The organism is Spirosoma jeollabukense (genome assembly GCF_054777855.1).
In genome coordinates this window covers 250007-264495 of sequence record NZ_BAAHAD010000005.1, presented here as the reverse complement: position 1 = coordinate 264495, position 14489 = coordinate 250007, and the positions used below count along the sequence as shown (strand labels likewise).

Here is a 14489-nt window from a genome sequence, read left to right as displayed (position 1 = left end):
GGTTGTTTCGGCTGTTTTGGGTAGTATTGACCTCTATACTAGCCATTTTTTTCTATTTAGCCGTATGGTTGATGTCGCAATTGTAGGAAATAAAATTCTTACCCCCGATGGTATCCGGCAGGCAGTCGTTCTGGTAAAAGATGGCCTGATTGCGGATATTCTTGCGGAGTTGCCGGATGGTTTTAGCGCCGACGTAGTCGATATTCAGGATAGTATTTTGATGCCGGGTGTTATCGACCCGCACGTCCACATCAACGAACCGGGTCGGACGGATTGGGAGGGTTTCGAAACCGCCACCCGGGCCGCCATAGCGGGTGGGCTGACAACGCTCGTGGATATGCCGCTGAACGCGTCGCCCGTGACGACAACGGCGCAGGCGTTCGACCAGAAAATTGCCGCCACCAGCGGGCAACTGCATACGAATGTCGGGTTCTGGGGCGGACTGGTGCCCGGAAAGACGGACGAAATTGAGCGACTGATTGACAAAGGCGTACTAGGTTTCAAAGCCTTCCTGACGCATTCCGGCATCGACGAATTTCCGAACGTAACGGAAGACGATCTGCGTAAAGCGATGCCCATTATTGCCCGACACGGGTTGCCGTTACTGGTGCATTGCGAACTATCGACCGACGAAAAATTAGCCACCGGCGATAATTGGTCGTATCAAAATTACCTGTCGTCCCGGCCAAAAGAATGGGAAGATACCGCCGTTGCCATGATGATCCGGCTGTGCGAAGAATACAATTGCCGGACCCACATCGTGCATTTGTCGTCGGCCAATTCGATTGAACCACTTGCCAGGGCGAAGCAAAAAGGGGTGCCGATTACGGTCGAGACGGGGCAGCATTATCTGTTTTTCAACGCCGAAATGATTCGGGATGGCCAGACGCAATTCAAATGTGCGCCACCCATCCGGGAAAAAGAAAATAATGACCGGTTGTGGGACGCACTACGTGCTGGCATCATTGATTTCGTTGCCACCGACCATTCGCCCGCCCCGCCCGATCTAAAGCAAATGCAAAGCGGCAATTTCATGACAGCCTGGGGTGGCATCGCGTCGTTGCAGCTGGCCCTGCCCGTGTTGTGGACGGCCGCCCGGCAGCGCGGTTTTGACGTAATAGATATGGCCCGGTGGTTAAGCGAGAAACCCGCCCAATTGATGGGTATAGTCCATAAAAAAGGACGTATCGCGGTAGGGTACGACGCCGACTTGATTGTCTGGAATCCGGAAGATTCGTTCATTGTATCCGCCGAAATTGTTCAGCATAAACACAAAATTACCCCGTATCTGGGCGAGGAACTATATGGCGTAGTTGAGCAGACGTATCTGGGTGGTGTAAAGGTTTTTGAGGATGGCGAGATAGTGAAGTTGAAGGCCGGGAAAGTGATTTATCAACGAAATGACTAACTATCAGAAGCGGGCGGAAAACGTACTGGATAAGATCAACAAACTGGCTTTACTCAGCGACGATCCGACGTGTATTAATCGCACATTTGGCACGACTGCCTTTCAGCAGGGGAGTCGCCTGATACAGACATGGATGCAGGATATTGGTCTGCAAACGCGGGTGGATGCCATTGGTAACGTAAGGGGCCGATTTGTGAGTCCGATCGTTGGCGCGAAGACAATTGTCATTGCCTCGCACATGGACACGGTCGTCAATGCCGGGAAGTTCGACGGACCCCTGGGCGTGATTATGGGCCTGTACCTGATTGACAACCTGATTCGATCGGGGAAAATACTGCCCTTTACGCTGGAATTGATTGCGTTCAGCGATGAAGAAGGGGTGCGCTTTCACACGACCTACCTTGGCAGCAAAGTCGTCGCGGGTTCGTTTGATCCGTCTCTGCTTGACAGGAAAGACGAATCCGGTACGTCATTGGGCGACCTCATTCAGTCAATGGGTGGCGACAGCGCTCGGTTGGTCAACGACGCGATTAAGCCCGACGATTGGTTAGGGTATTTCGAAGTTCACATTGAACAGGGGCCGGTTTTGTATGAACGCAACGTACCGGTGGCCCTTGTAACCGCCATCGCTGGCCAGAAACGAGTCGAAATTTCCTTTACCGGCATGGCTGGTCATGCCGGAACGGTGCCAATGGATATGCGCCAGGATGCCTTGTGCGCGGCCGCCGAATTTATTCTGGCAGTCGAACGATATGGCGTTGCCAGCCGAGCTACGCTGGTTGCTACGGTTGGCAAACTGAACGTAGTGAATGCCGCCAGTAATGTCATTCCCGGTGAAGTTATGTGTAGTCTGGACGTGCGTAGTCATGACCTGGCAGCGCTGGAGGCAGCCTACCAAAAACTACAGAAAGTATGCGCTAATATCTGCGCAGAACGGAACACCCGTTTCCACTGGAATCTGATTCAGGCAACGGCACCGGTCGCCTGTGATCCGGCCCTGAATGGACTGCTGGCGCAATCAATAACCGAAAGCGGGTATGACGTCATTCGGTTGGTGAGTGGTGCCGGACATGATGGTGTTCCGATTTCGCAGGTTTCGCCCATTGCCATGTTATTCGTGCGTTGCTTCAAAGGCATCAGTCACAATCCGTTGGAAAATGTGGATCTGCGCGATATGGCCGCCACCCTTCGCGTTGCCGATACGTTTTTTGATAAACTTATTGCCGATTTATGGCCTGCTGGAACGCCAGCATTATAAAAAACGAATACCCAACTACGTAGAGAACATGGAAATATCTGCTCTTACCCGGTCCGTTGTCAAACGCAATCACGCGGTCATCAGTCCCGACGGATACATCAATAGTCGCGTGCCCGGCTGGGACAACTGCACGGTCAATGTCATTATCAATGAGCAAATGGGGGCCAATCTGTGCCAGACGCTCATCACAATGAATTGGGACGGCAAACTTGTTGGCACAACGAAAGCCTCGCAACTGTTTTTCTATGTCGTCAGTGGGCGATGCCGGGCAAGCGTTGGCACGCAATCTGACATGTTGACGACCGGCCAGTTCGTTTATATACCCATTGGCAAATCGTATACGCTTGATAAACCGGAAGCGGGTACTCAACTACTTACGTTTCATAAAGTCTACGAAAAACTGGATGGCTATGACGTGCCCTCGGTGATTTTCGGGGATGCCGCAAACGTAGCGGACCCTATGTATATGGGTGATCCGGCCTTACGGTTGCAGGTGTTGTTGCCCGAAGAATTGTCATTCGATATGGCGGTCAATATTTTTACCTACGATCCGGGGGGGCACTTGCCGCTTGTCGAAACACATATTATGGAACATGGCCTGATGTATCTGCAAGGGCAGGGCGTGTATAGGCTCGATCAGGACTGGTATCCGATCAAAAAAGGGGATTCGATCTGGATGGCGCCCTATTGTCAGCAGTGGTTCACGGCGATGGGCAAAGAACCCGCGGTTTATATTTACTACAAGAATGTTAACCGCTTTCCAACAACTGTTTAATTGATGATACTGCCGGAATTAAATCAGTTGCCGCCTGCTGAGCTAAAAGAAGCGCTGGCTACGTGTTGCGGGTCAACGGCCTGGGTGAATGAACTGGCAAAAGTTTTTCCTGTCGAGAGTGAAGAAAGCCTGTTCGAACAAGCGGAAAGCATCTGGTTTGCCTGTTCTGAAAGCGACTGGCGGGAAGCGTTCAGCCATCATCCAAAAATTGGCGATATGGATTCGCTGCGGGAGAAATTTGCTAGTACAAAAGCCTGGGCAGCAGGTGAACAGTCGGGTGTTTCGGTAGCCTCACAGCAGGTGTTGGAAGATTTATCGGAAGGAAATCGGCGGTATGAAGCCAAATTTGGTTATATTTTTATCGTCTGTGCCACGGGAAAATCGGCTCGGGAAATGCTGGATATCCTGAACGCCCGCTTGCCGAACAGCCCGGAAACAGAAATCCTGATTGCCATGCAGGAGCAGAACAAGATTACTAAACTACGTTTGGAAAAACTACTCACGCCATGAGCCTCATCACCACGCATATTCTCGATACAACCCGTGGCAAACCAGCCGAAGGGGTGAGTATCGTTTTGTATCAGCAGCTCCGGGAATGGACCGAAGTCGCGCGGGGGTTCACCAATGCCGACGGGCGAATCGGTGATTTATTACCCAAAGAAACCGTCTTACCAACGGGCATTTACAAACTGCGGTTTGAAACCGGCGCTTATTTCGAACAGCTTGCGGTCGTTACATTTTACCCATACATCGAAATACCATTTCAGATAACGACCGGCGAGCATTACCACGTACCGCTGCTGGTAAATCCATTTGGGTATTCCACCTATCGCGGTTCGTGACAGTAACGCGCACGGTCCGCCGTTGCGGGTGAAAACCCACTTTTTTTAGGCTTGCGGGTTTCCACCCGTGTTACTAAACCATTTCATAATGAACATTAACGCAGAACGCCTTCGGCATTTCTTTGAAGTTTCGAGTGAGATTGGCCGGATTGGCGAAACCGGCATGTGTCGCCCGGCCCATTCGCCCCTGGAGAAGAAAATGTTTGAACACGCCAGAGGCTGGATGGAAGCTGCGGGCTTGACGGTACGTATAGACAGCTTTGGAAATTTAATCGGTCGGCTCAACGGCAAAAATCCGGATGCGCCCGTTTTGATGACCGGCTCTCATCTGGATACACAACCGTATGGGGGGCGTTTCGATGGTATTGCGGGCGTTTTGTGCGCGATTGAAGCCGTTATTACCATTGCCGAAAAAGGCATCGTGCCCGACAGTAGTATTGACGTGATTGCCTTCGCCGATGAAGAAAGCTGGCGATTCAACAAAGGTCTTTTTGGATCGAGGGGAATTTTAGGGAAGCTGGAAGCGGGTGAGCTGCAACGTAAGGACAAGGACGGAATCACGCGCGAGCAGGCTTTATTCGACTTTGGCTGCGACATAACCAGATTCAAGGACGATGAATATGCCCCCGGCAGCATTCGATGTTTCATTGAACTGCACATTGAGCAAGGGCCGATTTTAGATAAAACAAACAAGCCGATTGGCATTGTGAGTGGCATTGCCGGTCCACTTTTGCTAAGCCTGAATCTGAACGGGATGGCCGGTCATGCGGGGTCAGTACCGATGCCATTGCGTAAAGATGCGTTATTGGGAGCGGCCAAAGTCGTGGTGGCCGTTAACGAAATCGCGTCGCAGTTCACGCCCGCGCCAACCGTCGGTACGGTCGGTACGTTAAACGTGTTTCCATCCTCCCGGAATATTATTCCCGAATCGGTGAATATGACCATGGAGTTCCGGGATATTGACATGGAACGCCGGGATACATGCGAACGCCAGCTGAAAGAAGAGATTGAGGCTATTGCCCAGACCCACGGACTCACCTACGAACTGACCGTCGATACCGACATCAAATCAAGTTACTGCGCCGACTGGATCAAAGATACGATTCGGGAAAGTTGCGTCGATCTAGGGCTGGAGGCACCCGAACTGGTCAGTGGTCCTTTCCACGATGCCCTCGTGATGTCGGAAGCCTGCGATTATGGGATGATCTTCGTTCGTTGTAAAGACGGTATCAGTCATAACCCGCTGGAATATGCCTCGTACGACGATCTGGCTCTGGGAAGCGACGTGCTGTATCAGACAATCCTGAAAATTGTAGGTTGACCGGCGAATGCCAGAAGGCAACGTAGTAAACCGTATCACAAAAAATCCCGGTCAGACCTGACCGGGATTTTTTGCGTTGAAGCGTTTAAAAAACTACTTGATATCGCCCCGGATTTCGCCAGCGGGATACATCGGCGTATGCAGGTTGGCGTAATAGTAGCCATTGAATAAACTATCCAGCCGGGTAGCGGTGGTTAACGTAGTGGTCCCGATGATGGGCGAGGTCAGACTGGTAAATGGGATCTCGACGGGGCCTGTGCCGTTGGCCGCATTGATGCGGTGAAGATGGCCCATCGCAGGCGTTATGCCCGAATACGTAACGGTGTAGCTCAACACGCGGGTGGCTGGATCGACGACCCCAACAAACGCACCCGTTGCTGCCGACGGGGTTGGCGTGGGTTTTTCACTGGCCCCGTTCAGCGTAGCGGTTAATTTGATTTGCCCGTTCACCCGGACATTCCCCCGAATTTCACCCGCTGGATACATGGGTGTGTGCAGATTGGCGTAATAAAATCCATTGATCAAACTATCCACCCGGGAGTCCGTAGTCAGCGTAGCGGTGCCAATGATGGGCGAGGCCAGGCTGGTAAAGGGGATCTCAACAGGACCGGTTCCATTGGCCGAAGTGATGCGGTGCAGGTGGCCCATTGTGGGCGTTATACCTGAATACGTAAGGGTATAACTCAGCACGCGGGTAGCCCGGTCGATTGTGCCAACAAACGAACCCATACCCGGCGACACAACGGAGATTGGTTTCTCCCCGGCACCGCTCAGGGTAGTCACTAATTGAATTTTCGCATTTGATGGAAAGGTCTGGTGGTCATTGCAATACATGAGTGTAAAGCTGACGACAAGCAGGACGGCTACGGACAGGAGGGTAGATTTTTTGCTCATTTTTTTGATGTAGTTAATGGGTAAGGGATGAAAAAATACAGGAAATGATTGGCAATCGATTACGGAAAAATGTCGTTCAGCCGAACGCATTTGGTCGTATTAACGCAGTCCACACCAAGCTGGATGTCTTTAGCGATCGTTTATTTTCTTGAAATTTAGAATTTTTTATTTGAGTAATGAAAAGATTGTCAAGGTAAAGTAAATTATTGACAATCAATAAGGTGGATTATATAAATATTGATGATAACTGTAGGAAATACTTAGTCACAGTAGCCTCCTGTAAGCATGCCTTAGAAAAAAGTTTGTGATTTTTTAAAGTAAAAGCAAAAGCATCGCCGTCATCCCTAGTAAAGCCCCCAACCAGGAAGCGAGGGCCCTGAACAAAACGTCAGATTTTCTACCGCTTAGTTCAGCTTCAACCCGCTTCCGGATCAACAGGACTTTTGTAACCCATTAAATTATAAACAACATGAACATCATTTGGAGAGTAGCGGCTGTAGCGCTGGCGGTCGGTTTGGCCCTGTTTCTATTAACACTCATTCTTAAAATCCTTCTGGTAGGCGCGGGACTGTTCCTGCTGGCCAGGGTAGTCGGTCCACGGTTGATGGGACGACGGGGATTTGGTCAGCTAGGTCGGGGTGACTGGCAATCGTCAGACATAATCTCGATCGACAATCCAGCCTATCGGTCAGGTGCGAGCCGGGGTAATGTTGGACGTATTATCCCCATCGCCTAAGTCAAAACAATAAAAAACAATCCCACAAAATCAGTAAACACAAGACTAAAACACACACAAATCATGTATAATAAACACGCATTCGAAACAGGTAATAAAGGTGGTTGTGGCCCAATGGGTCGCGGAGGATTTGGCGGTCCGTTTGGCCGCGGTAAATTCGGTGGTTTCTTTGGCCGCCACGCTGGCGGATTTCATCAGAAGCCACCGGTAAATATTGAGGAAACGGATACCGAATTTACCATCTCGTTATTTGCGGCCGGTCTGGCCAAAGAGAACGTAACGTTATCCGTCAAAGACGACGTACTGACCATTTCGTATCAGGGGACCGATCAACCCGCCGACGATCAGTCGGCTACCGCAGGCAAATACACGTATCAGGAGCACAGCAACCGGTCGTTTGAGCGGTCATTTAAACTCAACGATAAGGTCGTCACGGAAAGCATCTCGGCGAGTTATGCGGATGGCATTCTGAAGGTGACACTGCCCAAAAATCCAGCGACGAATAAACCGGCACAAACCATCACGGTGAGCTAGGCTGGTTACGTAGTGAACTTAAGTAAAAAGGCCAGACCGATGATTCGGTCTGGCTTTTTTGTGGCTAAAGTTGGTTATTATTGGTGCTTAAAATCGGAAGACCAACATGCACCATAAACCCAGCCGACGAAAATTTGTCGCCACCCTGACCAAAGCCGTAGGAACGTCGATGTTCATTAACACACCGCTACTAACGCAAGCCCGACACGGTCGGGAAACCCCACCGTCGTTCACGGTTGGCCAGGTAATGGACATTATTCTTAAAACAATTCCCAATGCGCCGTTTCCCAAGACGGTCGATACGTTAAAATCAGGTAGCGCGTCCCAAAAGGTGACCGGTATTGTGTCAACGATGTTTGCGACCAGTGAGGTCATTGAAAAAACGATTGCCGCCGGGGCTAACTTCATCATTGCCCACGAACCGACGTTTTATAACCACGCTGACGAAACCGATTGGCTGAAAAACGATCCTGTTTTTCAGCACAAGCAGGAACTGCTGACCAAACACGGCATCGCTGTCTGGCGATTTCATGATTACTGGCATTCCCACCGACCGGATGGCATCTGGACAGGCATGCTGTCTGCGTTAGGATGGGAGAAGTACGTTGATGCCCAGAATCGGGGCGTACTGACGCTGCCCGCTACACCCCTGCATCAGCTCATAACGCAGGTGAAAGCGAAACTGGACATCAAAATGGTTCGGGTTGTTGGTGACAGGGCACAGAGTTGTCAGCGGGTTTTGTTGCTGCCGGGAGCCGCGGGCGGGCGGAATCAGATCGCGGCTATCGAGCAAGCCAAACCCGACGTTGTTTTGTGTGGAGAAGCCAGCGAGTGGGAAACGCCCGAGTATATTCGGGATGCCCGACGGCAGGGACAAACGATTTCTCTGGTTGTACTCGGCCACATTATGAGTGAAGCCGCCGGGATGGCGTGGCTGGTTCCCTGGCTGAAGCCTCAGTTACCCGATCTGCCCATCAGCTACATTCCCTCGGGTAATCCCTTCACGTATGAGTGAGTGGGCGGAAATATTAGGTGTTTCGATTTACCCCCAACCCCCTGAAGGTAGTAGCTACGAATTACAACAAGCCGCCTGGCTACGTAGCCAGGCGGCTTGTTTATGCAATGGGAAACCTCTTAACGTTACAGCTTTTTGACATCGCCCCGGATGGCACCCGCTGGATACGTAGCGGTATGTAAGTTCGCATAGTATAGTCCCGCCACCAGACTATCTACCTGACCCTGCCGAAGAGCGGCAGTTGTGGCAATGATCGGACTCGTTAAGGATGGGAACGGAATGTCAACGGGTCCGGTGCCATTCGCTGCGGTAATTTTGTGCAGGTGGCCACCTGTCAGTGGTTCCGTAAAGCCCTGATACGTTACAGTATAGCTCAATACACGGGTTGTCGTATTCAAACTGCCTGTAAATGTGCCGGTTGCCGCCACCGTCGTTGAGGTAGGTTTTTCGCCAGCGCCGGTCAGGGTAGCCGTCAACATAGTGGGTGGCGTTACGCCCAGTCCTACGGTATACGGATTCTCGTCGTCAAGGCAGGACGTTAAGGCCAACCCTACTGTGAGCAGGGCTGCAATCGATAAGAGAGTGTTCTTTTTGTTCATAATCAGTTAGTGTCTGTGCGTCAACGAATAAGGCCGTTAATCAATACTGAGTTTAACCGCTTAGCGCTATTTTGGTTGCCAAGATAGCTTGATTATCTATTTATGCCATAAAAAATCAACTATAAACAGAGTAAATGGTATAATGAAGGGGTTATATAGATACGTTCTGCCACCCATTTCGATGAATATTTCCAAAACGATCAAGAATCTTCTAATTTTGACCCACTAACCAGAATCCATTTTATGAATTCATTGGTTGTCATTATAGAATGTACTTTTAGTAACCTGTTTTTTTATTCCTACTTGCTATGGCTTTTGATGTAGACATGATTCAGCGCGTTTACGCTAACCTCGGCGAACGCGTCGAAGCAGCCCGGCAGGCAGTGGGCAAACCGCTGACCCTGTCGGAGAAAATTTTATACAGCCACTTATTTGCTGGGCCTGGTTCGTCGGCCCAACCGACTCGCTCGTTCGAGCGCGGTAAAGCCTATGTGGATTTCGCACCCGACCGGGTAGCCATGCAGGATGCAACGGCGCAAATGGCCCTGTTGCAATTCATGCAGGCCGGTCGGCCAAAGGTAGCCGTTCCATCAACGGTTCACTGCGACCACCTGATTCAGGCTGAAGTAGGAGCGGAGCAGGATTTAGATATTGCCAGAAACAAAAACAAAGAAGTCTATGACTTTTTGGCGTCTGTCTCTGATAAATATGGTATCGGTTTCTGGAAACCAGGCGGTGGTATCATCCACCAGGTGGTGCTGGAAAACTACGCATTTCCGGGGGGCATGATGATCGGTACCGATTCGCATACGCCAATGGCGGGCGGACTGGGTATGATCGCCATCGGTGTCGGTGGGGCTGATGCCTGCGACGTGATGGCGGGTTTAGCCTGGGAACTGAAAATGCCGAAATTGATCGGGGTTAAACTGACCGGCAAACTGAGTGGCTGGTCGTCGGCAAAAGACGTTATTCTTCGCGTTGCGGGTATCCTGACCGTTAAGGGGGGCACCGGTTGCATTGTCGAGTACTTCGGCGAAGGCGCCGAAACGCTGTCGGCAGCCGGTAAAGGTACCATCTGTAACATGGGTGCTGAGATTGGGGCTACTACCTCGATCTTCGCCTACGACGACAAGATGGGCGATTACCTCCGGGCGACCAACCGGGCTGAAATTGCCGATGCTGCCCAGGCCGTGAAAGCAGACCTCCGCTCGGATGAGGAAGTGTATGCAGACCCCGCAGCCTACTACGATCAACTGATCGAAATCAATCTGTCGGAGCTGGAGCCCCATATCAACGGTCCATTCACCCCCGATCTGGCCTGGCCGCTGTCTAACTTTGCCAAAGCCGTCAAGGAAAATAACTGGCCCGCCAAACTGGAAGTTGGTCTGATTGGTTCCTGCACCAATTCAAGCTACGAAGATATGACCCGCTCGGCGTCTATTGCCGCTCAGGCTACCGCCAAGCATCTGAAAACCAAAGCGGAGTTCACCGTAACGCCGGGGTCTGAACTGGTTCGATTTACGGCCGAACGGGATGGTCTGCTGGATACGTTCGAACAAATTGGTGGGGTTGTGCTGGCGAATGCCTGCGGTCCCTGCATTGGGCAGTGGGCCCGTCATATGGACGATCCAACCCGGAAGAACTCGATCATTACGTCTTTCAACCGGAATTTTGCCAAACGGAATGATGGTAACGCCAGCACGCACGCCTTCGTGGCCTCGCCCGAAATCGTAACCGCGTTTGCGATTGCCGGTGACCTGACGTTTAACCCGATGACCGATACGCTGACCAATGAAAACGGCGAGCAGGTGAAACTGGATGAGCCGCAGGGTATCGAGCAACCGGTAAAAGGCTATGCTGTCGACGACGCGGGCTACCAGGCGCCCGCTGAAGATGGTTCGGGTGTTTCGGTTATCGTTAGTCCAACGTCCGACCGGCTGCAACTGCTGGCTCCGTTTGCTCCCTGGGAAGGGACCGACCTGACAGGGTTGAAACTGCTGATCAAAGCGAAAGGCAAGTGTACAACCGACCATATTTCGATGGCAGGTCCGTGGTTGAAATACCGTGGTCACCTCGACAACATTTCGAACAACATGTTGATTGGCGCGGTAAACTTCTACAATGAGAAGACCAACAGCGTAAAAAATCAACTGACGGGTGAATATGGTGAAGTGCCGGCTGTACAACGCGCTTACAAAGCCGCTGGCATCGGGTCAATCGTGGTAGGTGACGAAAACTACGGTGAAGGATCATCCCGTGAACACGCGGCTATGGAACCCCGTTTCCTGGGTGTTCGGGCCATTTTGGTACGTTCATTTGCCCGTATTCACGAAACGAACCTGAAAAAGCAGGGTATGCTGGCCTTAACGTTCGCTAACCCCGCCGATTACGATAAAATTCAGGAAGACGATACCATCGACATCGAAGGCCTGACGGAATTCGCACCAGGTCGTCCGCTCGAAATCGTCTTGCACCACGCCGATGGCACGACGGATGAGTTTCTGGTTAACCACACGTACAACGAAGGTCAGATCGAGTGGTTCAAAGCGGGTGCTGCCCTGAATATCATTCGGATGAAGCAGAGCGCGTAAGCAACCCTATTTTTAGTAGTAAAACAGGTCGGCCGATTGTCAATTGACAATCGGCCGACCTGTTTTTATGCATATGAGATCGGGAGTTTACAGGCTTTTACAGTAAAAAAAGCGGAAATCAACGCTTTTACAGACATCGTTTTTCCATCCACAATTGATGACTTTCTGACTAGGCTTGCTTAGCTTGATCAACCTGAATGGTCCCTGCCCGACGTCGACAGCCAGCCAAAATCCTTCCTTGACGTTTGTGGCGATCGAAGCCAGAGCCGCCCATCAAAGCCGTGAAAGAAATGGAGAAGGGGATGTTGTACGCAGGACTAAACTAACTAAAGTGCTTTACAACGATCCGTGACACCGCTTCGAATTAAGGTACGGCTCGTTGCGAAACACTTTACCACTTATCGTCAGATGAAAATTTTATATCTCGGGTACGTATTGATGGGGCTGCTGCTGACGACTGTTCGGTTGCATGGGCAGCAGACCGGCAAAGGTGACCGGCTAACTGGACTTAATTTTGCTACCCGGAGCCCGGTACTTGGCCGACAGGGTATGGTGGCGACGAGCCATCCGCTGGCTACCCAGATTGGTCTGGACGTATTGAAACAGGGTGGCACAGCCGTCGATGCAGCCATCGCGGCCAATGCGGCATTGGGCGTAGTTGAACCCAATAATGGCGGAATTGGGGGTGATCTATTCGCCATTGTCTGGTCGGCCAGGGAGCGAAAGCTATACGGCCTGAATGCCAGTGGACGATCGCCCAGCGGGCTGACGTATCAGGCAATGAAAGAAATGCTGGGAAGCCGTACGCAGATTCCGCTTTACGGTCCGTTGTCGGTTTCGGTACCGGGCACCGTGGATGGCTGGTTTCAACTGCACAAACGGTTCGGCAAATTGCCAATCGCTAAACTGCTGGCGCCCAGCATTCGGTATGCCCGCGAAGGGGTGCCCGTTCCACAGGTGATTGCCTACTCCTGGCAGGTGGCCGTTCAGCGCCTGACCGCCCAGGAAACGGTTATCAACGAGTTTACTAATTTTCGTAAGACGTTTCTCATCGAGGGAAAAGCCCCCACTGAAGGACAGGTATTTCGAAATCTGGATCTGGCCACTACGTATGAGAAAATTGCCAGTGGAGGGCGGGATGCTTTTTATAAAGGCTCAATCGCCGATGCCATCGACCGCTACGCTCGTCGGGCGGGTTTGTATCTCCGCAAAGCCGATTTGACGGCTCACCAAAGCCAGTGGGTAGAGCCGGTGTCGGTTAACTATCGCGGGTACGACGTGTACGAATTACCCCCAAACGGCCAGGGCGTTGCCGTGCTGCAAATGCTGAATATGCTGGAAGGGTTTGATTTGAAAACAATGGGCCATAATAGCGCTGATTACCTCCATGTGCTGGTAGAAGCCAAGAAGTTAGCCTTTGAAGACCGGGCGCGTTATTATGCCGATCCAGATTTTACTAAAATACCCCTCAACTGGCTGATTTCCAAAGAATATGCTGCCCAGCGACGCAAGCTGATTGATCCAAAGAAAGCCGCCGAACGCATTGACGCTGGCATGCCGACCCTGCGCAACGGCGATACGGTCTACCTGACCGTTGCCGATGATCAGGGTAACATGGTGTCATTAATCCAAAGCAATATGCTGGAGTTTGGCAGTGGCATGGTGCCTGACGGACTGGGGTTTGTGTTTCATAACCGAGGGACAAGCTTCAACTTACAACCCGATCATGCTAACGTTTATAGTCCGGGTAAGCGCCCATTCTCGACCATTATTCCCGGCTTCGTTACCAAAAATGGCGAGCCGTTTCTGAGTTTTGGCGTCATGGGTGGCGCCATGCAGCCCCAGGGTCATGTACAGGTATTGTGCAACATCATTGACTTCGGGATGAACGTTCAGGAAGCGGGCGATGCGGCCCGATTTAGTCATTCCGGCAGTGGTGAGCCCATTGGCGGGCTCATGACCGATGGCGGACGGCTGGCGCTCGAAAGCGGAGTTTCGAGCGATGTGCGGACGGAGCTTGAAAAGCGCGGGCATCACCTGACCGGGACGGATTTTTTTGGTGGGTATCAGGCCATTCAGTGGGATGCCGTGAACCGAATTTACCGGGGCGCGAGCGAAATGCGTAAAGATGGTCAGGCCGCTGGTTACTAGCCGTTGCCAAACGGGCTGAGCTACGTTCGTTTAGCTAGATAAGCGCTCAGAATTTCTTCCCGAATCAGTACGGTTCGGCCAATCCGTTCGCTGGTCAGCCTGCTTTGGTCTAAGTAGCTTTTTAACTTGCCAACCGTGATATGCAACGCTATGGCTGCTTCCGGGAGGGTATAAAACAGGGTTCCTTGTATGTGCCTGGGCATGAATCTGATAAGTTGTCCACCTCTCCTTTGAAGGATATACAGCTTACACTATACCAAGAATTTGTTAAAGAAAAATTTTATAAACCACCCAGGTATACCCTTTTTGGGAAAGTCTTGATGGATTCTTCAGGGTGAATCTGATCCTGATCAAAGGTGATAGTT

At 51.4% G+C, this 14489-nt stretch carries 14 protein-coding genes; 11 read left to right on the top strand and 3 right to left on the bottom strand.

Annotated elements, in window-relative coordinates; all coding sequences use genetic code 11:
- Positions 1-64: 64 nt before the first annotated feature.
- From allB to ACYVEA_RS20485, 6 genes are all read left to right on the top strand, one after another.
- On the top strand, positions 65-1408 hold the full coding sequence (gene allB / locus ACYVEA_RS20510) for an allantoinase AllB (protein ID WP_461115301.1): 1344 nt from the start codon (positions 65-67) through the stop codon (positions 1406-1408).
- Complete coding sequence (locus ACYVEA_RS20505) at positions 1401-2666, top strand: allantoate amidohydrolase (protein ID WP_461115300.1); 1266 nt, start codon at positions 1401-1403, stop codon at positions 2664-2666. The genes allB and ACYVEA_RS20505 overlap by 8 nt, the downstream gene beginning before the upstream one ends.
- A 28-nt stretch (positions 2667-2694) precedes the next feature.
- Positions 2695-3441: a (S)-ureidoglycine aminohydrolase gene (gene allE / locus ACYVEA_RS20500; protein ID WP_461115299.1), complete on the top strand. Its 747-nt coding sequence runs from the start codon at positions 2695-2697 to the stop codon at positions 3439-3441.
- Positions 3442-3444: 3 nt separating this feature from the next.
- On the top strand, positions 3445-3951 hold the full coding sequence (gene uraD, locus ACYVEA_RS20495) for a 2-oxo-4-hydroxy-4-carboxy-5-ureidoimidazoline decarboxylase (protein WP_461115298.1): 507 nt from the start codon (positions 3445-3447) through the stop codon (positions 3949-3951).
- Positions 3948-4283, top strand: a complete 336-nt coding sequence (gene uraH, locus ACYVEA_RS20490) for a hydroxyisourate hydrolase (protein WP_461115297.1) — start codon at positions 3948-3950, stop codon at positions 4281-4283. The genes uraD and uraH overlap by 4 nt, the downstream gene beginning before the upstream one ends.
- A gap of 88 nt (positions 4284-4371) precedes the next feature.
- Positions 4372-5604: a M20 family metallo-hydrolase gene (locus tag ACYVEA_RS20485; RefSeq protein ID WP_461115296.1), complete on the top strand. Its 1233-nt coding sequence runs from the start codon at positions 4372-4374 to the stop codon at positions 5602-5604.
- A 93-nt stretch (positions 5605-5697) separates the two neighbouring features.
- Here the strand turns inward: ACYVEA_RS20485 and ACYVEA_RS20480 are convergent, their stop codons facing one another.
- Positions 5698-6498, bottom strand: a complete 801-nt coding sequence (locus ACYVEA_RS20480) for a CHRD domain-containing protein (protein WP_461115295.1) — start codon at positions 6496-6498, stop codon at positions 5698-5700.
- A 469-nt stretch (positions 6499-6967) separates the two neighbouring features.
- Between ACYVEA_RS20480 and ACYVEA_RS20475 the strand changes: the two genes are divergently transcribed.
- From ACYVEA_RS20475 to ACYVEA_RS20465, 3 genes are all read left to right on the top strand, one after another.
- Positions 6968-7234, top strand: a complete 267-nt coding sequence (locus ACYVEA_RS20475) for a hypothetical protein (protein ID WP_461115294.1) — start codon at positions 6968-6970, stop codon at positions 7232-7234.
- A 63-nt stretch (positions 7235-7297) separates the two neighbouring features.
- Complete coding sequence (locus ACYVEA_RS20470; RefSeq protein WP_461115293.1) at positions 7298-7768, top strand: Hsp20/alpha crystallin family protein; 471 nt, start codon at positions 7298-7300, stop codon at positions 7766-7768.
- 106 nt (positions 7769-7874) lie between these two features.
- Positions 7875-8783: a Nif3-like dinuclear metal center hexameric protein gene (locus ACYVEA_RS20465; protein ID WP_461115292.1), complete on the top strand. Its 909-nt coding sequence runs from the start codon at positions 7875-7877 to the stop codon at positions 8781-8783.
- A gap of 125 nt (positions 8784-8908) precedes the next feature.
- Here ACYVEA_RS20465 and ACYVEA_RS20460 read toward each other — a convergent pair whose 3' ends face one another.
- The gene (locus tag ACYVEA_RS20460) at positions 8909-9382 is read right to left on the bottom strand and encodes a CHRD domain-containing protein (RefSeq protein WP_461115291.1); all 474 of its coding nucleotides are present in this window, start codon (positions 9380-9382) and stop codon (positions 8909-8911) included.
- Between the two features lie 308 nt (positions 9383-9690).
- Between ACYVEA_RS20460 and ACYVEA_RS20455 the strand changes: the two genes are divergently transcribed.
- Together ACYVEA_RS20455 and ggt are read left to right on the top strand one after the other, a co-directional pair.
- Positions 9691-11973: an aconitate hydratase gene (locus ACYVEA_RS20455; protein ID WP_461115290.1), complete on the top strand. Its 2283-nt coding sequence runs from the start codon at positions 9691-9693 to the stop codon at positions 11971-11973.
- 408 nt (positions 11974-12381) lie between these two features.
- Positions 12382-14124, top strand: a complete 1743-nt coding sequence (gene ggt, locus ACYVEA_RS20450; RefSeq protein WP_461115289.1) for a gamma-glutamyltransferase — start codon at positions 12382-12384, stop codon at positions 14122-14124.
- A gap of 20 nt (positions 14125-14144) precedes the next feature.
- On the opposite strand, the gene ACYVEA_RS20445 is transcribed toward ggt, so the two are convergent.
- Positions 14145-14327 (bottom strand): DNA-binding protein, encoded by a 183-nt coding sequence (locus ACYVEA_RS20445; protein WP_461115288.1) that lies wholly within the window; start codon positions 14325-14327, stop codon positions 14145-14147.
- Positions 14328-14489: the final 162 nt, after the last annotated feature.